This is a genomic window from Geothrix campi, assembly GCF_024609265.1.
Lineage (GTDB): Bacteria > Acidobacteriota > Holophagae > Holophagales > Holophagaceae > Geothrix > Geothrix campi.
The window spans coordinates 47,515-70,196 of the sequence record NZ_JANHMP010000003.1 but is presented as its reverse complement, the minus strand read 5'-3'; the positions used below and the strand labels follow the sequence as shown (position 1 = coordinate 70,196).

Annotated in this window: 18 protein-coding genes and 1 pseudogene; 9 read left to right on the top strand and 10 right to left on the bottom strand. The window is 66.8% G+C overall.

The window, feature by feature from the left end; translation table 11 throughout:
- Nucleotides 1–103: 103 nt before the first annotated feature.
- Both NOV65_RS12145 and NOV65_RS12140 read right to left on the bottom strand, forming a co-directional pair.
- Nucleotides 104–697: a hypothetical protein gene (locus NOV65_RS12145; protein WP_257306735.1), complete on the bottom strand. Its 594-nt coding sequence runs from the start codon at nt 695–697 to the stop codon at nt 104–106.
- 11 nt (nt 698–708) lie between these two features.
- Nucleotides 709–3,366 (bottom strand): dockerin type I domain-containing protein, encoded by a 2,658-nt coding sequence (locus tag NOV65_RS12140; RefSeq protein ID WP_257306734.1) that lies wholly within the window; start codon nt 3,364–3,366, stop codon nt 709–711.
- A 193-nt stretch (nt 3,367–3,559) separates the two neighbouring features.
- Between NOV65_RS12140 and NOV65_RS12135 the strand changes: the two genes are divergently transcribed.
- A complete protein-coding gene (locus tag NOV65_RS12135; protein ID WP_257306733.1) occupies nt 3,560–5,305 on the top strand; it encodes a DNA repair helicase XPB in 1,746 nt (581 codons plus the stop codon).
- A 6-nt stretch (nt 5,306–5,311) separates the two neighbouring features.
- Here NOV65_RS12135 and NOV65_RS12130 read toward each other — a convergent pair whose 3' ends face one another.
- The 5 genes from NOV65_RS12130 to NOV65_RS12110 all read right to left on the bottom strand — a co-directional run bounded on the left by NOV65_RS12130 (nt 5,312) and on the right by NOV65_RS12110 (nt 10,454).
- Nucleotides 5,312–5,884 (bottom strand): phosphatidylglycerophosphatase A family protein, encoded by a 573-nt coding sequence (locus NOV65_RS12130; protein ID WP_257306732.1) that lies wholly within the window; start codon nt 5,882–5,884, stop codon nt 5,312–5,314.
- A gap of 100 nt (nt 5,885–5,984) precedes the next feature.
- Entirely contained in the window at nt 5,985–7,229 is a 1,245-nt protein-coding gene (locus NOV65_RS12125; protein ID WP_257306731.1) for an ABC transporter permease, read from the bottom strand.
- Nucleotides 7,226–7,900, bottom strand: a complete 675-nt coding sequence (locus tag NOV65_RS12120; RefSeq protein WP_257306730.1) for an ABC transporter ATP-binding protein — start codon at nt 7,898–7,900, stop codon at nt 7,226–7,228. Before NOV65_RS12120 ends, NOV65_RS12125 begins: the two co-directional genes overlap by 4 nt.
- A gap of 25 nt (nt 7,901–7,925) precedes the next feature.
- A complete protein-coding gene (locus NOV65_RS12115) occupies nt 7,926–10,103 on the bottom strand; it encodes a DUF5916 domain-containing protein (protein WP_257306729.1) in 2,178 nt (725 codons plus the stop codon).
- Between the two features lie 84 nt (nt 10,104–10,187).
- Nucleotides 10,188–10,454: a hypothetical protein gene (locus tag NOV65_RS12110; RefSeq protein WP_257306728.1), complete on the bottom strand. Its 267-nt coding sequence runs from the start codon at nt 10,452–10,454 to the stop codon at nt 10,188–10,190.
- Between the two features lie 157 nt (nt 10,455–10,611).
- On the opposite strand from NOV65_RS12110, the gene NOV65_RS12105 reads away from it, so the two are divergent.
- Entirely contained in the window at nt 10,612–11,430 is an 819-nt protein-coding gene (locus NOV65_RS12105) for a CPBP family intramembrane glutamic endopeptidase (protein WP_257306727.1), read from the top strand.
- On the opposite strand, the gene rimO is transcribed toward NOV65_RS12105, so the two are convergent.
- Complete coding sequence (gene rimO / locus NOV65_RS12100; protein ID WP_257306726.1) at nt 11,405–12,787, bottom strand: 30S ribosomal protein S12 methylthiotransferase RimO; 1,383 nt, start codon at nt 12,785–12,787, stop codon at nt 11,405–11,407. The two genes, NOV65_RS12105 and rimO, sit on opposite strands and share 26 nt — an antisense overlap.
- A 100-nt stretch (nt 12,788–12,887) precedes the next feature.
- Here rimO and NOV65_RS12095 point away from each other — a divergent pair, with 100 nt between their 5' ends.
- The gene (locus NOV65_RS12095; protein WP_257306725.1) at nt 12,888–14,525 is read left to right on the top strand and encodes an adenylate/guanylate cyclase domain-containing protein; all 1,638 of its coding nucleotides are present in this window, start codon (nt 12,888–12,890) and stop codon (nt 14,523–14,525) included.
- Nucleotides 14,526–14,671: 146 nt separating this feature from the next.
- Entirely contained in the window at nt 14,672–15,112 is a 441-nt protein-coding gene (locus NOV65_RS12090; protein WP_257306724.1) for a DUF4328 domain-containing protein, read from the top strand.
- Between the two features lie 85 nt (nt 15,113–15,197).
- On the opposite strand, the gene dcd is transcribed toward NOV65_RS12090, so the two are convergent.
- Nucleotides 15,198–15,725: a dCTP deaminase gene (gene dcd / locus NOV65_RS12085; protein WP_257306723.1), complete on the bottom strand. Its 528-nt coding sequence runs from the start codon at nt 15,723–15,725 to the stop codon at nt 15,198–15,200.
- Nucleotides 15,726–15,727: 2 nt separating this feature from the next.
- Nucleotides 15,728–16,714: an FHA domain-containing protein gene (locus tag NOV65_RS12080; RefSeq protein WP_257306722.1), complete on the bottom strand. Its 987-nt coding sequence runs from the start codon at nt 16,712–16,714 to the stop codon at nt 15,728–15,730.
- A 140-nt stretch (nt 16,715–16,854) separates the two neighbouring features.
- On the opposite strand from NOV65_RS12080, the pseudogene NOV65_RS15630 reads away from it, so the two are divergent.
- The 5 genes and pseudogenes from NOV65_RS15630 to NOV65_RS12055 all read left to right on the top strand — a co-directional run.
- Nucleotides 16,855–17,427: pseudogene (locus NOV65_RS15630) on the top strand (GTP-binding protein); the annotation flags it as partial.
- 402 nt (nt 17,428–17,829) lie between these two features.
- Nucleotides 17,830–19,302 (top strand): glutamate--tRNA ligase, encoded by a 1,473-nt coding sequence (gene gltX / locus NOV65_RS12070; RefSeq protein ID WP_257306721.1) that lies wholly within the window; start codon nt 17,830–17,832, stop codon nt 19,300–19,302.
- The gene (locus NOV65_RS12065) at nt 19,293–19,646 is read left to right on the top strand and encodes a hypothetical protein (RefSeq protein ID WP_257306720.1); all 354 of its coding nucleotides are present in this window, start codon (nt 19,293–19,295) and stop codon (nt 19,644–19,646) included. Before gltX ends, NOV65_RS12065 begins: the two co-directional genes overlap by 10 nt.
- Before the next feature lie 184 nt (nt 19,647–19,830).
- The gene (gene proC, locus NOV65_RS12060) at nt 19,831–20,646 is read left to right on the top strand and encodes a pyrroline-5-carboxylate reductase (protein ID WP_257306719.1); all 816 of its coding nucleotides are present in this window, start codon (nt 19,831–19,833) and stop codon (nt 20,644–20,646) included.
- 171 nt (nt 20,647–20,817) lie between these two features.
- Nucleotides 20,818–22,539 (top strand): glutamine--tRNA ligase/YqeY domain fusion protein, encoded by a 1,722-nt coding sequence (locus tag NOV65_RS12055; protein WP_257306718.1) that lies wholly within the window; start codon nt 20,818–20,820, stop codon nt 22,537–22,539.
- Nucleotides 22,540–22,682: the final 143 nt, after the last annotated feature.

The following is a 22,682-nucleotide window of genomic DNA, read 5'->3' as shown; positions in this document are numbered from 1 at the left end:
CCTCAGCGGATGGATTCAGGCCCTACCTTACCTGACTTCCGCATGGCTGGTGGCCTTCTAATTCATCCTCAAGGCGGCGGGAGTTCGCCCGCTCAGAGTGCCCTCATTGGGTGGCGAGGGTGCCGACAGAGATCAGGATGGGCGAGACGATGGTGCCCGTTCCGTCGAGCACCTGGCACTTGGTGGCATCGGCGCTGAATGCGACGGCACCTGGCGGCTGAGAGGCCTTGAGATCGAGGGCGACCCGCAGCAGGGTTGCGCCCAGGGAGACGGGACTACCGGCGCCTTTCTGTGCCGCCGTGACCTGGAGGGTGCCGCCGCTGGCTTTCCCATGGAGGATCAGGGGCGCCGTGCCGAGGTTGAAGGCCATGCCGTTCTGGACGAAGGTGCCGGCGGGATCCGCGGCGGAGACGTTGACCCAGGCCACCCTCGCCGCGTCCCCGCTGAAGGTGGCGGTGATGCCGCTGCCTGTGCCGGAGGTGGGTCCCACGAGATCCAGGACGAGATGAGTGGCGGTGGAGAGCGCCGGGTTCTTCTTGAGCAGATAGGAGCCCGAGGTGGGGTCGGTATAGCTCAGGCTCGTGGCCGGAGGTGTGGGGGCCGGGGCAGAGGATCCGCCGCCGCCTCCGCCGCAAGCCAGCATGGCCGCCAGGGCCAGCCCAGCGGAACCGGTGAGGAAGGTCTTCAGGTAGGTCATGGTCGTTCTCCTCACAGGCCGGCGAGCAGGAGGGTGAGGTCCTTGTCGTCCACGACGCCGTCGCCGTTCAGGTCGCACGTGGCGTTGGCGGTGCCGTAGTACTTCGCGAAGAAGAGCAGGTCGCGCAGATCCACCACGCCATCGCCGTTCAGGTCGAGGTTCTGGGCGGTCCGGATCTCCCACACGCCCCGGCCGTAGGTGGCTGCACGGAGGAAGCTGCCGTCCGGGGCGACGTACAGGTCCCGCACGGCCACCAAGGGCAGGTTGCTGCCGAAGCGGCTCCAGGTGGAGCCCCCGTTGCTACTCACATACACGCCGAAATCGGTGCCGGCGTACACCTTCTGGGCGGTCACGGGATCGGGCTTCACCACATGGACGGGAATGCCGAACGGGAATCCGGCGCCGGTGTCGATGGCGGTCCAGCTGGCCCCGCCATTGGTGCTCTTCCACAGGTGGTTGGCCGTGGCGTTGGTGGCCACGGACCCCACGTACACCGTGGCGGTCGATGCCGGATCGAAGGCGATGCAGCTCAGGGAGGCCCCGGTCCCCGGCAGGGCGGCGGCCTTGCTCCAGGAGGACCCAGCGTTGGTGGTCAGGTAGACCCGGGACTGGTTGGCGGCGATGCCGAGGGTGTTGGCATTGCTGGGGGAGGCCGCCAGGTTCCGGATGAACAGCTCGGTCGTCGTGGTGGTGGAGGACATGTTCAGGGGCGCCGGCAGCCCGCCGGTGCCCATGGCCACCCAACTCGCCCCGAAGGCGGTACTTTGATAGACCTTCCCGTTGGTGGAGGTGTAGACCACGGCCGGGTGGGCGATGTCACCAGGGACCAGCTTGGGCGCGAAGGGGGCGAGGTCCTTGTTGTTCGCCTCGGTGATGCCGGAGATGGATTCGCCGAAGGTGCCACCGCCATTGGTGCTGCGGTAGATGTCTGTGTAGTAGATGCTGCCGAGCACCTGGGTTCCATCGCCAGGATGGAAGACGGTGGCGAAGCCGTCCCCACCGATCTCATCTTCGAAGACGCCCTCGGTGCTCGTGAGCGTTCCTCCGGGGGTGGTGGGCTGCCGGAGGCGCGTGCCGTTGTCCTGGAGGCCGAGGGAGACGCGCCACTTCGAATCCGAGGGGCTGGTCGCTGTGGTGGAACCCACGTTGTAGACCATATGTGAGGCCAGGCCTTTGTTGCGGCGGTTGTCCAGGAAGCCCAGGTCGTAAGAGGTGGTGGGGATGGTGGCGCGGAAGGGATCCCGCACCACGGCCAAGCCACCGTCGTTGGCCACGTAGAGCATGGACCCATCGGGCGACCAGGCCGTGGCGTGGAAGTCGGCGTGGGCATAGACATGGCCGCTGCCGTACCAGTGGGTCAGCTGAACCCAGCTCTGGCCGCCGTCGCTCGAGCGGTAGAGGGCGAGGTTGGCGCCGACGAAGATCCGTAACGGGTTGTTGGGGTCCACGGCAAGGCCGTGGTTGTACCAGCCCTGGCCCCCGTCGGTGGTCATGTCGGGTCCCGTGCCCTGGAAGAGGCCGCCACTCACTGTGGGGGCCGCCTGCCAGGTCCAGGTCACGCCCTTGTCGATGCTCTTCAGGACGCCCCGGGCGACCTTGGAGCTGCTGGCATTGGTGGGATCTTCGAGGATGGCGTAGGCCGTGGCGCCGTCGCCCGCGGCCCGGATGGTGATGCGGCCGGGCGTGAAGCTGAGGCTGGGGAGGGTGGCCAGGGTCCAGGAGGCGCCGGCATTGCTGGAGTAGTAGATGCTGCCGGTGCTGGTGGAACCATTGGTGACCTCCACCGAACAGAGGAGATCCGAGGCCGTGAGCTTCTGCAGCGACCAGACCTGGTCAGTGGCCGGGCCTCCCGTGGCGGTGACAAATGAGGAGCCGCCGTCCGTGGAGATCTTCAGGCCGTCGTTCGTGGCCCAGAGGATCCGGCTGGCATCCAGGGGGAGGATGGCGTAGGAGCGGGTGGCGGTGCCGAGGCTCGAGATGGGCGCGGCGGTCCAGGTCGTGCCTCCGTCCGTGGTCTTGAAGAACCCGCGGCCCTCAGCGTCGAAGAAGTCGCCGGCTCCGAGGTAGAGCGTGGTGGGACTGGCCGGGCTCATGGCCAGAGCCCCCACGGCGACATTGCCACCGCCGCTGCTGGCGGGCAGGGCATCCGTCACGGAATACCAGGTCCAATCGCCCGAGGCGGCCGGATCCGCGTTGTCGCAGCGGAACACACCCCCGCCGCTGGTGGCCAGATAGAGGGTGGGGGCCGTGGGGTGGGGCACGATGGCCACGGGTCGACCGCTGTCGATGTCCGGCGTCGTGCTGGTGAGCTGGGAGAAGGGCCCCAGGTTCGTCCAGGTGCCGCCCACGCCCGACGGGCCGGTGGCCAGGGCGTCCGGAAGGGCGGATCCGCTGGTGATCTGGAGGTGCTTGGGCGCCCAGATGCGGGTCTCCTGCCCCGCGAGCCGGTTCTTGTAGTCAAGGTAATCGGGGCTGGGCTTGCCGCTGAACCAGAAGAGGTTCCAGTCCCGCCGGAGGTCGGCCCGGTCATGGCCGCCGAGGGCATGGGGGCTCTGCCGGTAGGGCAGGTTCCGGCGGCGCTCGGCAGGATTCCCCTCCTGGGCGAGGAGGCCGGACAGGGCTGCGGACAGAATGAGGAGGGATACGGATTTGGTCGCCCGGCCGTTCATGGCGTCTCCAGAGAAGAAGCCCCGGAGGCCTTGGTGGGAAACGGAATCGGGGGCCGGGGGGATTTCAAACTATACGACAGGCAAAGGCACGTGCCAGTTGGCTTTTGCACCAAGGGTCGGGCCTTTGGCCAGAGGCCCGCATTGACCCTGCCGCCGTTGGCCCCTAGGCTGAAGGTTTGGGTCTGCCGCCACCGTGATCGCCCTCCGTCCCGACAATCCGCTGATCGTCCAGAGCGACCGCACGCTGCTGCTCGAGGTGGCCAACCCGGCGTTCGAGCAGGTGCGCGACGAACTGGCCCGCTTCGCAGAGTTGGTGAAGAGCCCCGAGCACATCCACACCTACCGCATCACGCCGCTCAGCCTCTGGAACGCCTCCGCCTCGGGCGTCGCATGCGCGGACATGATCGAGACCCTGAATACCTGGTCCAAGTACCCCGTACCGCAGAACCTGCTCCAGGAAATCGAGGACCATGGCACCCGCTACGGCAAGTTGCGCCTAGTGGCCAAGGGCGATCGCCTGGCCCTGGAGATGGACGATCGCGGCCTCTTCTGGGAGCTGGAGAACCAGAAGTCGCTGCAGGGGATGCTGGCCGAGCCCTACCCCGATGAGAAGGGCATATACCTGAACACCGGCATGCGCGGCGAGGTGAAGCTGCAGCTCATCCGCCTGGGCCATCCCGTGCAGGACATGGCCGGCTACAAGCCCGGCGATCCGCTGCCCTTCGAACTTTCGCCCATCACCAAGCAGAATGGCAAGCCCTTCGGCCTGCGTCACTACCAGCAGGCGGCGGTGGATGTCTTCCATGCGGGCGGCGGGCCCGACGGTGGCGCCGGCGTGCTGGTCCTGCCTTGCGGAGCCGGCAAGACCGTCATCGGCATCGGCTGCATGGGCACCCTGCAGACCCACACGCTGGTGCTCACCACCAACGGCACGGCCGTGAAGCAATGGAAGCAGGAGCTGCTGGACAAGACGACACTCACGGAAGACCAGGTGGGCCTCTACACGGGCGACACCAAGGAGATCAAGCCCGTCACCATCGCCACCTACCAGATCCTCACCTATCGCAAGAGCAAGACGGGGCCCTTCGAACACTTCAAGCTCTTCGAGGCCGCCAACTGGGGCCTGGTGATCTATGACGAGGTGCACATGCTGCCCGCGCCGGTGTTCCGGGCGGTGGCGGAGCTCCAGGCCAAGCGGCGCCTGGGCCTCACGGCCACGCTGGTGCGCGAGGATGGCAAGGAGGAGGACGTCTTCAGCCTCATCGGCCCCAAGCGGGTGGACGTGCCCTGGAAGATGCTGGAGAAGGACGGCTTCATCGCCACGGCTCACTGCCTGGAGATCCGCGTCCCCCTGCCCACGGACGAGCGCATGGAATACGCCGTGGCCGACCAGCGCCAGCGCTTCCGCATCGCCTCCGAGAACAGCCTGAAGATGGCCGTGATGGACGAGCTGTTGGCAGGCCATCCGACCGACAACATCCTCATCATCGGCCAGTACCTCGAGCAGCTCCGCATCATCGGCGAGCGGCTGGGCGCGCCCGTGCTCACCGGCCAGACGCCCGAGAAGGAGCGCGAGACGCTCTTCCGGCAGTTCCGGGAGGGCCAGCTGCGGGTGCTCATCGTGAGCAAGGTGGCCAACTTCGCCATCGACCTGCCGGACGCGTCCGTGGCCATCCAGGTGAGCGGAACCTTCGGCTCCAGGCAGGAGGAGGCCCAGCGCCTGGGCCGCATCCTGCGCCCCAAGGGCGAGCGGAACGTGAGCTACTTCTACTCGCTCATCAGCCGTGACACCACCGAGCAGGAGTTCGCCCGCAACCGGCAGTTGTTCCTCACCGAGCAGGGCTACCGCTACCTCATCGAGAGCCGCCACTTCGACGAGACCGGCCGCCTCAGCGAGCCCGCCGTGTGGAAGAAGCTGCGGGAAGAAACCGCCGGCTGAGGGTTGCTAGCGCCACATGCCCGGGTGCAGGAGCGACTGCGCGCCCAGCCAGCGGTCCAGAGGCCAGACGATCAGGGTGGCAAGAAGGCCGGCCAGCACGTCGTCCATCACCACGCCCCAGCCGCCGGGCAGCCGCTGGGCGCGGTCCACGACCCCGGGCTTCCAGATGTCGAAGAGGCGGAAGAGCATGAAGGGCGCCACCAGGCGGGCGGTCCAGAGCAGCCAGGGCTGGGGCTGGACGGTGACCGTGAACAGCAGGGGCGTCAGGGCGATCCATAAGCCGGCCCATTCGTCGACCACCACGAAGGAGGGATCCTTCTGGCCGGATTCCTTCACCACGCCATCCGCGGCCCAGACGGCCATCAGGGCGAGGGCCGGCGGGGCCGCCAAGAGGACCCAGGACGGGAGGGCCCAACCCCGGACGATCCACACCAGCACGAGCCAGGCCGCCAGGCCGGCCAGGCTTCCCCAGGTGCCCGGCGCGGGTTTCAGGTAGCCGCTGCCGAAGCCGGTGGCGAGCCACCAGGCGGGGCGAGGTGCCTTTCTCTGTCGGACCTGGTCAGGCGTCATCGAATCCATGACTCATGGTAAGGCACCGTCCCACTCGGGCGTGATTTTGAGCCTCCCCGGATCCCGACTTCGCAGGCTGCCCCGCAGCCTGCGAAGTCACCCGAGGGGCTCAGACATGTCTCAGGGCCTCCACGATGCGCAGACGCGCGGCCTTGAGGCCCGGGAACAGGGCGCTCAGCTGGAGGGTCGCCTGGAGGCCGAGAGCCACGATGGCGTAGACCGCGGGCACGAAGTGGATGTCTAGTTCGTAGCCGTGGCTGGTGCCGGGCGGGGCGGGCATCTGGATATGCAGGGCGTTGAGGCCTGCGCGGAGCAGCAGCGTCGCCACCAGGCCCAGGGCGCTGCCCAGGAGGCCCAGGAAGGCGCCTTCCCACTGGAGCAGCGAGACCAGCTGGCCGGGCTGCAGCCCCATGGCCCGCAGGACGCCGAACTCGCGGACGCGCTCCATGACGGACATCAGCAGCGTGTTGGCCGTCGCCAGCAGCACCACCAGGAAGAGCACCAGACCCATGAACCCAAAGATCGCGTAGTACAGCAGCTTGACCTGCCGGTAGAAGGAGGCCAGCTCGAACCAGGGCTTCACCAAGGTCTCCGGCAGGAGGGCCTGGATCCGCGCCAGCTCGGAGGCCGTCTCCTGAGGCCGCTTCAGCACGATGGACAGCCGTGATCGGGCCGGGCCTGCGTCCAGCAACTGGTTCGCGGTCGCCAGGCTCACGGTGAGGAGGCGGTCGTTCAGCTCCCTCAAGCCCAGGTCCTGGAGGCCGACCACCTCCACGTCCACCGCGTTGAGGGCGCCATCCCGCGTGGTGGACATGAGGGTGAGTGCGCTGCCCACGGAGGCGCCCAAACTGCGGGCCAGCCCCGCGCCGAGGATCACCTCACGGGTCGCCGGATCCGCGGACAGCCAGCGGGAACCCGCGCCGCCCGGGGCCTTGGCGCCATCCTTCAGCGCGCCGAGGCAGGCCATGTGCTGCGGTTCGAGCACGGGATCCACGGCGGTGCCCAGGAAGGCCACACTCCTCGCGCCGCTGGAGAGCAGCCCCATGAACTGCGTGCGGGGCAACACCTCCGCCACAGCAGGATCTTGGCGGAGCCGCGCCGCCAGGGCTTCGCCGTCGGGCAGGGCCTTCTCCAGGCTCTGGGCTTCATCGCCTTCCATGGCCCCGGGGGGCATCACCTGGAGATGGCCTAGGCCGCCGCGGATGGCCGAATCCGAGAGGCCCTGGAAGGTCTGGGCCATGAAGCCCCCGGCCAGGGCGAGGGCCAGGAAGCCCGCCACCACCACCATCAGGGTGAGGGCCGTGCGGCGCCGCTGGCGTAGCAGGTTGCGGAGGGCCAGGCGCGGGAGGATCACAGGTGCTCCTCCTCGATGAGCTTCCCGTCGGCCAGCCGGAAGACGTGGTTGGCCCGGGCGATGACGGCGGGGTCGTGGCTGGCCACGAGGAAGGTGGCACCGCGCTCGGCGGCCAGCTCGGCCATGAGGTCCATGAGTGGCCCGCCATGGGCATGGTCGAGGCTGGCGGTGGGTTCGTCAGCCAGCACCAGCAGAGGGTCCGGCGCCAAGGCGCGGGCGATGGCGGCGCGCTGCTGCTGTCCGCCGCTCAGCTGCCCCGGCCGGTGGTGCAGGCGGTCCGCGAGGCCTACGCGATCCAGTACCCGCTCGGCGCGGCTGCGGGCTTCGTCCTCGGCCAGGCCTTGGAGTTGCAGGGGCAGCATCACGTTCTCCAGGGCAGACAGCACGGGCACCAGATTGAAGGCCTGGAACACGAAGCCCAGGTGCCGCAGCCGCAGGTTGCAGCGCTCCCGCTCAGACAGGCTGGACACTTCCTGTCCGTCCAGAAGGACGACGCCCTCATCGGGCTGATCCAGCAGTCCCGCGAGCTGGAGCAAGGTCGTCTTGCCGCTGCCGCTCGGGCCAGCCAGCACGGCCAGGCAGCCATTCGGCACCTCCAGCGACACGCCGAACACGCCGGCACGTTCGCCGCCAAGCTCGTAGGCGCGGGTCAGGTTGCGGAATTGCAGCATCGGACCAGTGTAACGGTCCTCCGCCTCAGAACTGCATGGCGTAAGCCAACTTCGCGAAGAGGCCCCGCTCCACCATGCGCTCGGAGGGGATCACCGCCGTGGGATCTTGCCGCCGCTGGCCCGACCAGCCCAGGTAGGCGTTGGTGAAGGCGTTAGGCTGCCAGCCCACGAAGGCCTTGAGGAACTTGTCCACCCCATCGATCTCGGAGCCGTCGTACCGCACCACGAAGGCCTGGGCCTTCAGATAGAAGGCGTGGGGCATCTGGTAGGTGGCCGTGGTGGCAAGCTTCCGGGCCCGCACGAGCCGGAGATCGTCGGACTCGCGATTCAGTTCGGTTTTCTGGGCGGAAAGGTCATAGGACACGTCTCCGACCGCACCGTGGGAACTGAAGCTGGTGGTGCGGATGTTCGCCGGGGCACCAGAGGCCAGGTCGATGGTGCGTCCGGTCGTGGCCCGCACCAGCATCTGGGCCCAGATGAGTTTCTTCCAGCTCAGTGCCATGTTGATGTTGCGGGTGGCGTTCGAGGTCACCTCATCGTTGGCCCAGGTCCGTCCGGCGATATCCCAGTCCAGGCTCCATGCCCAGCGGTTGGCGGTCTCCACGTAGCTGCTCAGGCCCACGGCGCGGTCGAAGGGATTGCCATCCCACCACACCAGGCGGCGGACGCGCAGGTAGGTGTTCGCCTGGGAGAACCGTCCCCCGTTCCAGTTGCCCTGCCATCCGAAGGTTCCATTCTGCTGGCGGTAACCCCGGAGATCGGTGAAGCCCGACACCAGCACCAGGCCGGGGCTCGTGGTCTGGCTGACGGCCGAGCCGAACCAGTGGCGCGTGTTCCAGTCCAGCTCGGCGGAGGTCGAGGTCCCGCGCTGCGAGAGCAGGCTGCCGTCGACCTGGGGCAGGTGCGAGGTGGCGCTCATGACACTGCCGATGAAGTGGAATTCCGAACCCAGGTACTGATCCAGGTAGAGGCCCCCGCTCTGACCTCCGGTGGTGTCCGGCCCGCCCTGGAGGCGCTTGTCCGTGCCGAGGAAGGAGAGGCCTGAGCCCCGCCCGTCCAATTGGAGGCGCAGCGCGGCCGCCGTGTCCTGGGTGGGCAACCCCTCGACGCCCTGGGCGCCGTTGGCGCTCAGCATCAGGCCGCCGTCATCGTCCTTGGCATGGAGGAGGGTCCAGCTGGCCAGCGAGCCCTGCCCCGAGGCCTTGAGGCCGTACAGCGGGCTCTGGATGGAGCGGCTGAAGAACTGCCGCTGGGCCGCCGGGGGGGAAAGCAGGTCCATGCCTTCCAGGAAGAAGGGCCGGCGCTCCGGGTAGAACACCTTGAAGCGGCTGTTGATCTGGAGCGGGTCCACATCCGCGTCCGCCGTGGCGAAGTCGGGTCGGTAGGTGCCTTCGAACGTGAGGGCCGTGGTGGCGTAGCGGACGTCCATGCCCAGGCGGGCCTTCGATTCCACGGGCGCACCCGGGTTGGTCTCCAACGACTGGGTACGGGTGTAGGTGGCGAAGGGGATGACCAGGAAGGGCGAGCCCGGCTTGTCCACCGGGGCCCCGGATACCCGCGCCATCTGACAGATGTCGCACTGTACGTCCTTGCTCATGCGCGGCCAGGAGATGCCGTAGCGCCGCTCCCGCGGGATGATGCGCAGGATGCGCAGGGCCCAGTCGCCAGGTCGCCGGCGCAGGCTGCTGTAGGGGATGCGCATCTTCACGACATAGCCATCCGGCGTCAGCACTCCCGTGGAATCCCAAAGGCAGTCGTAGGAGGCGTTTTCTCCCGTGCTGTCCGTCATGATCTCGTCGATCTGGCCGCCCAGAGGGGTCACGAAGAAGCGGGCAATGCTTTGGCCCTTGCCGGAGGGGTCCAGGTCCACGCCCACGAAGTCGAAGTCGCCGTTGTTGGTGTCACGCATGTGGCGGGCGGCATGGATCTTCGAGGGCTCCGGGTCCTTGGCCTCCACGGCGACGTAGAGCGCATCGGGGCCCCAGCCCACATGGACGATGGTGGGCCAGCGGTTCTCGCCCTTGTCATCCGGCATGATCATGCCGAACTCGGTGATGACCTGGGCATCCTTCCAGGTGGAGAGGTCCGCGTCCCGAGTCATGGAGGGTGCCTGGGCCAAACGGGGAATGGCCAGGTGGGGCGGGTTGGGGGCCTGGGAGGCCAGGATGGGCAGGCAGAGCAAGGCCAAGGCCGTATGGCGCATGAAAGATCCCCGGAGAACGGTTCTCGAAGTCCTACGAGGCCCTTCGGAGTCCGTTTAGGCTTTCTTCAGCTGGTTGCCGGCCCCTCAGCGTTTGGCGGGAACCTGCTTGGCCGCGCCCTTGGCTTCCTTGGCGCGTGGATCGTCCAGCTTGGGGCCGATGGCTTTGGGGTCCTTCGCCTTGGGATCATCAGGCTTGGGACCGATGGCCCTGCAATCCTTGGCTCGGGGATCGTCGGGCTTGGGGCCGATGGCCTTGGCTGGGGCCTGGGCGGTCAGCGGGGTGGCCTGAAGGGCGGCGAGCATGGCGAGGCTGATCGGCAACAGACAGGCCAGGATGGCGGCTGGGCGCATGAAAGCTCCTCTGGAGGCTGGGTTGGGATGTGCACCCCAGGTTAGCCGGGTTCGCACCGAAGGTGCGAGCGGGGCCAGGCTGGGCTAGTCGACCTCGCCCTGGCTATTTCCAGGTTCGATGTGTTCAAGTGGTGGAACCCAAATCGAGGAATGCGACATGCCAGAAGCAGAGGAAGCTGCTGTCCCGGGACCTGGGACCGACCGTGTCAACCGGGCCTTCGCTGGCGTGGGCGCAGCCCTGGGCCTGTTCGTCTGGCTCAATTTATTCCCCCTCCCGCTGGTCATCGCTTCCGGCATTGCCAGCAAGTCCCACGCGCACCTTGGGTTCTTGCTCGGATTTCTGGCCATGCTGACGGTGGTTCCCGGGGTCCTCTGGGTGGCGAAATCCGCCTGGGGGGAGCACTGGCGCAGGGCCCTGCCCCTGGCTCCGGTGGGCCCGGGTGTCCTGGCGTGGACGGTCCTTGGTGTCCTGGCTCTCCTGCCGGTCGTGATGGCCTGGACCTGGGCCATCGACCGCACGGTGGGCTTGCCCAGCTTCCGAGATCCACTGGCTTCGGTGGGGGTGCTGGGAGTGGTGCTTGGTGCCCCCATCGCGGAGGAAGTTCTCTTCCGGGGTTACGGCTTGGCGCGGATCCGCGAACTCGGCGGAGAACGACGGGCCCTCCTGCTCACCGCCTTGGTGTTCGCCCTGGCGCATGGCAGCTGGGTCAAGCTCCCCGGAACCTTCGTCATTGGGCTTCTCCTGGGTTGGCTGGTGCTGCGCACCGGTTCCCTGTGGCCAGCCTTCCTGGGACATTTCACCAACAACGGAGCGGCCCTTGTCCTGGGTCGGCTGAATCCGATGCCCTCCTTCGACCCGGCCAAAGGATCCTGGACGGCCATCCTGCTGGTGGGGGCCGCGGGCCTCGCCGGCCTCGCCATCCTATGGTCGCCGCAGGTTCGCGGACGGATCAGGGGGCTGAACGCTTCGACCTGAAGGCCGCTTCATAAGCGGTGGTACTGGCCTCCAGGCCGCCCTCTTCGACCTCGCCGATGAGGTCGTAGGCGTGGGCTTTCACGATGCGCACCCGCTGGATGGTGTTCACCTGGGGGGCGCCATCCACCAGGAGCACGTTGCCGTCAATCTCCGGGGCCTGGCCCTGGTGGCGGCCCTTGACGAGCAGGTCCGTCTCCTCGTGGGCGCCTTCCACAAGCACGTCGATGACCTGGCCCACCTTCTCCTGGTTCTTCTCCCGGGCGATCTTCTGCTGCAGCTCCAGGAGGCGGCGCTTCCGGGTCTCCTTGGTGCGCTTGAGAACAGGATCGCCCAGGTCGAAGGCCGTGGTGCCCTCCTCGGGGCTGTAGGTGAAGACGCCCACGTGGTCGAAGCGGGCCTCCTGCACGAAGGCCTTCAGCTCCTCGAAGGCGGCCTCGTCCTCGCCAGGGAAGCCCACGATGAAGTTCGAGCGGATGGCGATGCCCGGCACGATGTGGCGGACCTTCTCCAGCAGGTTCAGGAACTGAGCCCGGCTGCCGCCCCGGGCCATGGCCTTGAGGATGGCCGCATCCGCGTGCTGGAGGGGCATGTCCAGGTAGCGCGCGCAGTTGGGGGTTTCGGCCATGGCGTGAAGCAGGCCGTCGGTGAGGCGGTTGGGGTAGGCGTAGTGGATGCGGAACCACCGCAGGCCCTCGACCTGGCCCAGGGCACGCACCAGCTTCTCCAGGGCGTCGGGATCGCCGAAGTCGCGGCCGTAGTCCGTGGTGTCCTGGCCCACCAGGCTGATCTCCAGCACGCCCTGGGCCACCAGGTTCCGGGCCTCGGCGACGACGCTTTCGACACTGCGGCTGCGCTGGCTGCCGCGCAGCTGGGGGATCACACAGAAGGCACAGGCGTGGTCGCAGCCCTCGCTGATCTTCAGGTAGGCACTGGCCTTGGGCGTGGTGAGCATCCGAGGGCTGGCCTCGGTGTAGAGGTAGTCGGGATTGGGATTCAACTCGAAGGCGGCGCCGGCGCCGATCACCTCGGCGATCTGTTCGATGTCGCGGGTGCCCAGGCAGGCATCGATCTCAGGCATCTCGGTCATGAGCTCGTCCCGGTAGCGTTCCACCAGGCAGCCGGCCACGATGAGCTTCTCGCAGGCGCCCTCCTTCTTCATGGACGCGGCCTGGAGGATGGCCTCGACGCTCTCCTGCTTGGCGGCGTCGATGAAGCCACAGGTGTTCACCACCAGCACCTGGGCCTCCTCCAGCACGGGGGTGATCTGGTAGCCCTTGAGCCGCAGATGGCCCAGCATGACTTCCGAATCCACCAGGTTCTTGGGGCAGCCCAGGGACATGAAACCGACTTTGGTCAACGGATCTCCAACCACCTGCTGGTGGAACCTCATAGAATACCGCGCCCTGCCTTTGCCGTCTGCCTCGCGTGCTAAACTCAATCCCCCCTCCGGATTGGCCATGAAGCTCACCCTCCAGGTTGATGGCGCTCTGCATCCCGTGACCCTCACGGAGGATGGCGTGACCATCGGCCGGGGCGACCAGGCCACCATCCGCATCCAGGCCAATGCCGTGAGCCGGGTCCACGCCCGCATCTTCCTCAAGGATGGCCTGCCCCACGTCATGGACATGAAGTCCCTCAACGGGACCTCCCTGAACGGCGCGACCCTCACGGAGCCCGCCCCGCTCCATCCCGGCGATACGGTGCTGCTGGGCGAGGCCATGGTGAGGTGGGTCCCTGACAACACGTCGCCCGCGCCCCCCTCGGGGATCAACACCACTCTGGCGCCGCGGCCCGGCACCTCCAGGATTTCCCTGGAGGACCGTGCCTTCGACGCCTCCGGGTCGATCCTCGTCCCCCACGCCAGCCTGGAAGCCATGCTGGCCCAGGCCAGCGGCCAGCACCCCGCGGGCGAGGCGGTGACCCTGTTCCAGCGCCTGGCCACCATGGCGGGCACCCTGCTGCGGGCTGCGGGACTGACGGAGCTGCTGGAATCCGTCATGAGCCTGGTGACCTCCCAGATCCCCTGCCAGCGCGGCTTCATCCTGCTCGCGGACGCGAACGGTGAGCTGGTGCCCGAGTTGGCCTGGGAGGAGCAGCCGGGCCTCAACCCCAACCCCATCAGCCGCACGATCGCCCGCACGGCCATGAAGGACCGGGTGGCCATCCTCACCACGGACGCCCGCATGGACCCCCGGTTCAGCGCGGGGGAGAGCATCAAGATCCACGGCATCACCTCGGCCCTCTGCGCCCCGCTCATCGTGGAGAACCAGTCCCTGGGCGTCATCTACCTGGAGACGAGCCTCAGCAAGGGCAGCTTCAAGCGCGAGGACGAGCACCTGCTCAGCGCCATGGCCAACTTCGCCGCCGTGGGCATCCAGCGCGAGCGGGAGGCCAAGTTCCGCCAGCGGCTCGAGCGGTACCACAGCCCCCAGGTGGTGGACCAGATCCTCAAGTCGAGCCAGAGCAAGGAGGCCCCGGTCCTCCAGGCGCAACGCTGCCAGATCAGCGTGCTCTTCGCCGACATCTCGGGCTTCACCCGCATGAGCGAAGGCATGGAACCCCTGGTGCTGGCCGGCATCCTGAACCGGACTTTCGAGGCCATGATCGACCAGATCTTCAGCCGCGGTGGCACCCTCGACAAGTACATCGGCGATGCCATCATGGCCTTCTTCGGGGCGCCGAACCCCGATCCCGACCATGCGAAGCACGCGGTGGAAGCCGCGGCGGCCATGCAGGAGACCCTGCGGGCCCTGAATGCGGATCGGCCCGAGGGCTATCCCGAGCTGAGGATGCGCATCGGGATCAACAGCGGTGAGGCCTTCGCGGGTGACATCGGCTGCGAGAAGCGCATGGACTACACGGTCATGGGCAGTACCGTGAACCTGGCCTCCCGCCTGGAGAGCGGCGTGGCCAGGCCCGGCCAGATCGTCATCGGTCCCCGCACGGCCGAGCTGGTGGGCCAGGAACAGCTCCGGCAGCTGGATGGCTTCCTGCTCAAGGGTATCGAGCAGGAGGTGCGGCCCTTCGAGGTGCTGTGGGAGCAATACTGTTCGACGGCCGACCAGGGACGGGATGACCAGAGGGCTCGTTCTTAAAAGAGGCCCACTCTCCCCGGCCAGAGTCTGACGTGGGCATCTTGTATCTCGCCTAAATCACAATTATGCTTTGGGTAGTCTTTCGTCTTGCGCCATTTTATTGATCGTATCTCCAGTGTGCGTTTCGCCTTTGTTGAGGAGGATTCATGTCTCATTCCGATTCCAGCGCTCTTGCCGCCTTGCTCGGCGGAGGGTGCCTGATCTTCGCACTATTGGCCGCAGCGATCGGCATCGCCGTCGCGATCTTCTACATCCTGACGATGCAGAAGGCCTTGAATCTGACTGGAGAACGTCACCAGAAGATGAACCCCAGCATGGTCTGGCTCATGCTCATCCCCCTGTTCAACCTCGTGTGGCATTTCTTCGTCGTGAAGAATGTCTCTGAATCCATCAAGAGCTGGGCGGCGGAGAACGGGAAGAATGTTGACGATGCGGGTTACACCATCGGCCTGATCGCCTGCATCGCGCAGTGCTGTGGCCTCATTCCTCTCGTGAATGTGCTTGCGGGCCCTGTCGCTCTCGTCTGCCTCATCATCTGGTGGGTCAAGATCGCCGGATTCAACAAGCTCATGAGCGCCCAAGCTTAGGTCTCCTGGCCCTAAATCTCGCAGTGATCACGAAAAAGCGGCGCACCTGCGCCGCTTTTTCGTGATCAGGCGATGCGCGGCCGCGCTACTCCTTCACGAAATCCTTCCACAGCATCGAGGGCTGAATGCCGGAATTGCGCTGGTACTTGCCGGACTCGTAGCTGTCGTAGCTGCCGCTGATGGTGTGGTAGAAGATCTGGCAGATGCCGACGCCGGCGTAGATGCGGACGGGCTGGATGCAGCTGATCTCCAGGGTCCAGAAGCCGCAGAAGCCGATGTCGCCGAAGCCCGCGGTGACGTGAACGAAGAGGCCCAGGCGCCCCACACTGCTGCGCCCCTCCAGCATGGGCACCATGCCGTGGGTCTCCGTGTACTCCAGCGTGCGTCCCAGGTAGAGGGTCCCAGGCTTCAGCAGCAGGCCCTCGGCAGGGATCTTCAGAAACTCGATGCCGTTGGGCTTGGCCATGTCGAGCTCATGGTCGGTGTAGACGGCCAGATCGTCGCCCAGGCGCAGGTTGTAGCTGTTGGGGTTCAGCTGGACCTCATTCCAGGGATCGATGCGGATCTTCCCCTGGTCCCGGGCTTCGAGGATCTGCTTGCCGGTGAGGATCACCGCTAGCGGTCCACTTTGAGCACTTCAGACTTGGCCAGCATGTCGCTGAGGCTGATGCGCTCATCACCCTTCACGGCGAGGACGATGAGGTTCAGGAAGAGAAAGTTGCCGATCTGGCGGAGGATCGCGGGTCCGAGATCGATGCGGCCCTGGGGGTTTCCTTCGGGCACCACCCGCAGCTTCATGACCTTCTTGCCGATGCTGGCACCGTACTTCGATACGCACCATGGCACGAAGAACCAGTAGTAGCCGAGCTGGGCGGCGATATTGAGCGGCAGCAGGATGCAACCGACGTAGGGCACCGCAGACAGGATCATGAAGACGATCGAGATGAGGATCGCGGGAACGACATCGATGAGAACGGCCACCAGGCGAGTTACCAGATCGCCGCGCTCCCCTGTGGTCAGGGCGTCGTCGGGGATCGGGGGCAGGAGGGAGCCGAGGAAGGACAGTTCCGCGGGCCGGGCCGGGGCGGTTGGCCTAGGTGCCATGAGTGGCGCCACCGGGGGAACCGGGGGGACGACCTTGACCGGGGTGGGGACGGGCCCGGTGGAAGGCTGGTCCGGGGCGGTGGCTTTGGCGTCTCCCGTGAGAGGTTTCCCGGTGTGGATGGCGGCCAGCTGGTCGGCGGACATGCGCACGGTGCCAAGGGGGGGCTGGGGTGCATCTTCGCGGCTCACCGCCACCGTGGCGCCGACCTCGGAGAGCGGATCCTGGAAGGTGAGCTGGATCTGGCCCAGCGTGATGCGGTCACCGTTCCTGAGCGGGGAGGACTGCACCCGGTTGCCATTCACCAGCACCCCGTTGCTGCTCTGGAGATCCTGGATCTCGTAACCGCCACCCACCTTGCGGAGCACGCAGTGATGGCGGCTGATGCTGGGGTCCGGGAGGCGCAGGGTGTTGTCCAGCTCTCGTCCCATGTGGACTTCGTTGTCCACGATCTCGAACTCGCGGATACCCGCGCTTTCGTGCACCAGCAGCTTGGCCATGGAAACCCTCAGGGATGGTGGGATGGCCGGAAGTGTAGCGCATCAGGGGCGGCCTGGGGGATAGTACGCCTATCCCGGTTCTTTCTTGACGGCCTGCCGTAGACCCGCCAATCTTCCCGGGACATCGCGAAGGTGCAGGCATGGTGCTTTTCAATGCGGCCACTAAGGAGCTGACGGCCAAGATCGTCTACTACGGCCCGGGCCTTTGTGGGAAAACGACGAATCTCCAGCACGTCTACGACACGCTGCCCGGCGAAGGGCGGGGCAAGATGCTGTCCCTCGCGACCCAGACGGACCGCACGCTCTTCTTCGATTTCCTGCCCATCGACCTCGGCACCATCCGGGGCATGAAGACCCGCGTCCAGCTCTATACCGTGCCTGGCCAGGTCTTCTATGACGCCACCCGCAAGCTGGTGCTGCGCGGCGCCGACGCGGTGGTGTTCGTGGCGGATTCGCAGGCTCCGGCCCTGGAAAGCAACAAGGAGAGCTTCCAGAACCTCATCGCCAACCTCAAGGAGCAGGGCACGGATCTGTCGAAGATCCCCCACGTGATCCAGTGGAACAAGCGGGACACGCCGAACGCCCTGCCGGTGGGCACCCTCGACAAGGAGATCAACATCTTCCATGTCCCCACCTTCGAGGCCTGCGCCATGCGAGGCGAGGGCGTCAAGGAGACGCTCACGGGTGTGGCCCGGCTGGTGCTGAAGAGCCTTGCCGAGAAGTACGGGGGCGGCGTGGTCGAGGAGCCGCAAACTGTCCTGACGGGAGGGGCGCCCCCCCCGCCTCCGCCCCCGCCCCCCGCCATGACGGAGTCCACCAAGCCCCTGGAGGTCGAAGAACTGTCCGCCGGCGAGTTGCTGGAAGAGATCGACGAGTTCCCCGTGGATTCCGCCTTCTCGGCGACCCACACCTTCTCGCCCACCCACATGCCCCATCGCAGCGTGGTCGAGGTGCCCATCGTCCTGGATCGCAGCCTCTTCAGCGGCGAGGGCCCGATCGAGATCAAGCTCAAGCTTTATATCAAGTAGGACGCACTACGCTGCGCGTTTTGCAGATGCGCGCAGACGGAGTCAGCGCGCTTGGGGCACACTGGGGGTTTGATCAGAGGCCATTCCATGTCCCGCCAGGTCGTCACCCGCTTCGCACCGTCCCCCACCGGCATGCTCCACATTGGCGGGGTGCGCACGGCGCTGTTCTGCTGGCTCTTTGCCCGCAAGCACGGCGGACGCTTCATCCTGCGCGTCGAGGACACGGATCTTTCCCGGAGCACGGACGACAACATCCGCATCATTGAGGAGGGCATGGCCTGGTGCGGCCTGGACTGGGACGAGGGCCCGGTCATGGGCGATCCCACCCGATGGAAGGGACCGCACGGTCCCTACCGCCAGATGCAGCGCATGGACCTCTATCGGACCAAGATCCAGGAGCTGCTGGACAAGGGCCTCGCCTACCGCTGCCGCTGTTCAAGGGAGATCCTGGACGAACGGCGCAAGGCCGTGGAAGCCGCGGGCAAGGTCTTCCAGTACAACCGGGGGCTGGATGCGGGGAAGGGCTGCGCCAGCGCGAACCATGACGCCAGCCAGCCCGCCGCCATCCGTTTCCGCATGCCGGTGGACGGGGACATCGTGGTGCCCGACCTGATCAAGGGCGAAACCCGCTTCCCGGCGGACAGCCTGGACGACTGGATCATCGCCCGCACCGGCGAGGGCCCTGGCGACATCGGCGTACCCACGTACAACTTCTGCGTGGTGGTGGACGACACCCACATGGAGGTGACCCATGTGATCCGGGGGGACGACCACCTGAACAACACCCCCAAGCAGATCCCGCTGTTCGCCGCCTTTGGCTACGACCTGCCCGCCTTCGCCCACGTGCCCATGATCCTGGGGGCCGACGGCGCCAAGCTCAGCAAGCGCCACGGCGCCACCAGCATCACCGAGTACCAGGCCATGGGCCTGCTGCCATCCGCTGTTCGCCTGGCCCTGGCACGCCTCTCCTGGACCCCCAAGATTGATGGCAAGGCCGTGGAGACCGCCGAAGAGGAACTGCTCACGGACGAGCAGATGATCCAGCTCTTCGACCTGGCCGATTGCCAGAAGAGCGCCGCCCGCTTCGACATGGACAAGCTCCAGTGGCTGAACCAGAAGCTCATCCAGCGGGCCTCCTGGCAGGAACTGGAGCCGCACCTGCGGCCCTTCATGCCGGCCGGCTGGACCGGGAAGCCTGAGGGCTGGAAGGCCCAGGCCATCCAGGCCACGCAGAAGGGCAAGTCGCTCACGGACATGGCCGAGGCCCTGCGGTTCGCGTTCGAGCGGCCCGCCGCCTTCGACGACAAGGCGGTGGAGAAGTTCATGACGCCGGCTGTGAAGCCCGCCCTCCAGGAGGTGAGCCAGCTTGCGGACTACACCCACGAAGGGCTGGAGGCCGCGTTCGCCGGCATCCTCGAGCGCCACGACCTCAAGACCAAGGACCTGGCCCAGGCCCTGCGGGTGGCCCTCTGCGGCAAGCCGGTCAGTCCGGGCATCTTCGACACTCTGATGCTCGTGGGACGCGCGGAGGTGGTGGCGCGTCTGGAGCGATGGCTCTGATGGACCTCCAGGAGTTCACCCACATCACCCTCGCGGTGCTGGAGGACCAGGGTGCCGCAGCCTACGCGCCCACGATCATTGCGGGCGAAACCGTGCAGGTGATCCAGGGCATTCCCGAGGGCATGGATCACCGCGAAGCCCTCCAGGAGACCGCGCTACGCCTGGGCCTCGAACAGTCCGAGTTCTTCTTCGGGGTGCGCTCGGGTCCGGGCGAGATCACCACGGGCTTCCACAGCCCCGTGGGCGATACCTTCCAGCTCATCTCCGAGATGCGCCAAGGTTTCGTCGTCTCCGATCTGGAAGACTGCGTCTGGTGGACCCTGGGGCAGGGGCGGGACCAGTAGCTGTTTTCTCCCGCCGGGGGTCTGATCCCGCTATATTGGTCCGCATGATCCTCATTCTGGTCGTCCACCCGCGCCCTAGCACCTTGAGTGCGGGGGGGAGTCGCACGACGAGTTGACCTGGTTCCAGGTCCCGCCATCCACCCCCGCCCTCATCGGCGGGGGTTTTTCGTTCCAGGGAGTCGCCATGAGCCGCCATCCCCAACTCGCCATCCTCGGTTTCGGCACCATGGGCCAGGCCATCAGCGCCGGCCTGGTGGAGGCTTCGGGCTATCCCGCCGACCGCATCCATGCCGCCACGCGGCACCCCGGAGCGGCACGCACCCGGGCCGAGGCCCTGGGCATCGCGCTCTCGAACGATGCCAGCGAGGTGGTACGGCGCGCGAAAGTGGTGCTGCTCTGCGTGAAACCCAAGGAGCTGAAGGGCCTGCTGGCGGGCTTGGCCGCCTCGGGGGCCCTGGACCACCACCCCCTGGTGGTCTCCATCGCCGCGGGCACGACTCTGGAATTCCTGGCGGCCCACACGCCAGAGGGCACGCCCCTGGTGCGGGCCATGCCCAACACGCCCTGCTCCATCCGCCGGGGCATGACGGTGCTGGCCGCGGGGCAGGGGGTTACCGAGGCCCAGCTGGCCCAGGCCCGGGCCCTCTTCGAGCCCCTCGGCCGCGTCATGGACCTGGATGAGCGGCACATGGACGCGGTCACGGGCCTCAGCGCCAGCGGTCCGGCCTTCATGTTCGTCATTCTCGAAGCCCTGGCCGAGGGCGGGGTCCAGTGCGGTCTGCCCCGGGCCGTGGCACTGGAATTGGCAGCCCAGATGACCCTGGGGGCGGCATCCATGGTGCTGGAGACGGGGAGGCACCCCGCCGCCCTCAAGGACGAGGTCACCACTCCCGCCGGTTGCACCATCGCCGGCCTGCTGGCCCTGGAGGACGGCCGCATCCGCTCCGTCGTCGCCCGCGGCATCGAGCGGGCCACCCAGGTGGCGGCGGGCCTGGGGTGATCCAGAAACTGAAACCGCGAAATCCGCGAAAGGGCGCGAAAAGAGGTGTGCAGGGTTTTCAGAACGTCCTTCTTCCTTCGCGTGCCCGAAGGGCTTTCGCGCCTTTCGCGGTTCCCAACGCCTTTTCAACAAGGGCTTGGTATCTTTGAGGTTTGTATCCTGTGAGCCCCGATGTCCGCTGACCTGCCCAATTCAGAATCCAGGCCCGAACCCAGGAGCCTCCACTTCATTGAGGAGATCGTGGAGGCGGACCGCGCCTCGGGGAAGCATGGGGGGCGGGTGCTCACCCGCTTTCCGCCGGAACCCAACGGCTACCTGCACATCGGCCACGCCAAGAGCATCTGCCTGAACTTCGGTCTGGCGAAGGTCTATGGCGGCGCCACGAACCTGCGCTTCGACGACACCAACCCCGTGAAGGAGGATGTCGAATACGTGGATTCCATCCGCGAGGATGTGCGCTGGCTCGGCTTCGACTGGAAGGGCGAGCACTACGCGTCGGACTACTTCCCCTTCCTCTACGACTATGCGGAGTACCTGATCCGGCAGGGCAGGGCCTACGTCTGCGACCTCACCGAGGCGGAAATCCGCGAGTACCGGGGGAACTTCCACAATCCCGGCCGACCCAGCCCTTTCCGCGACCGGAATCCCGAGGAGAACCTGGACCTGTTCCGCCGCATGAAGGCCGGCGAGTTCCCGGACGGGTCGAAGGTCCTGCGCGCGAAGATCGACATGGCGAGCGGCAACATGAACCTGCGGGATCCGCTCATGTACCGCATCCGCCGAGCCCACCACCATCGCACCGGCGACACCTGGTGCATCTACCCCATGTACGACTATGCCCACGGCGTGTCGGACGCCATCGAGACCATCACCCATTCCATCTGCACCCTGGAGTTCGAGGACCACCGGCCCCTCTACGAGTGGTTCCTGGAGCAGGATGTCGACGGGAAGTTCTTCCAGCGTCCGCTGCCGCGCCAGATCGAGTTCGCCCGGCTCAACCTCACCTACACCGTGATGAGCAAGCGTCGCCTTCTCCAGCTGGTGCAGGATGGCGTCGTCTGCGGCTGGGACGATCCCCGCATGCCCACCATCTGCGGTCTGCGGCGCCGCGGCTATACCCCCGAGGCCGTGCGGGCCTTCGCCGAGCGGGTGGGCGTGGCCAAGCGCGACATGGTGGCCGACGTGGGCCTGCTGGAGTTCTGCATCCGCGAGGACCTGGAGAAGCGGGCCCCCCGCCGCATGGGCGTGCTGCGCCCCCTGAAGGTGGTCATCACCAACATGACGGAGGCCGAGGCCTTCGAGGTGGAGGTGGCGAACCACCCGGACGACCCCTCCATGGGCACCCGCAAGCTGCCCTTCACCCGGGAGCTGTTCATCGACCAGGAGGACTTCCGCGAGGAGGCCCCCAAGAAGTGGTTCCGCCTGGCCCCCGGCGCCGAGGTGCGCCTCCGGGGCGCCTGCCTCGTCACCTGTCGTGAGGTGGTCAAGGATGCCGCCGGCCAGGTGGTGGAGTTGCGCTGCGAATGGGACCCCGCCAGCCGGGGCGGCAACGCGCCGGACGGCCGCAAGGTGAAGGGCACCCTCCACTGGGTGAGCGCCGTCCATGCGGTGAAGGCCGAGGTGCGCCTCTACGAACCCCTCTTCACCCAGGAAGACCCCATGGACGTGGCCGACGGCCAGGACTGGAAAACCCTCCTGAACGCTGGCAGCCTCGAGGTTCTGGCCGAGGCCCGCCTGGAGCCCAGCCTGGCGCGGGCGACTCCCGGCGAGCGCTTCCAGTTCGAGCGGACCGGCTACTTCGCGGTGGATCCGGACAGCGTTCCCGGGAAGCCCGTGTTCAACCGGACCGTGGGGTTGAAGGATAGCTGGTCGAAGATCGAGGCCAAGGGCTGAGACATCGCAGTCTGCGGATGCGTTTTCCCCTGGGCGGCACCGCCGATGAAAACAGACCCCGTTTTCCTTTTACCGGGCCAAAGTGCCAGCTTTGGCCCTCGGGTGTGACCCAGGTCGCATCGCCGCCCGGAGAGTTCTTTCCC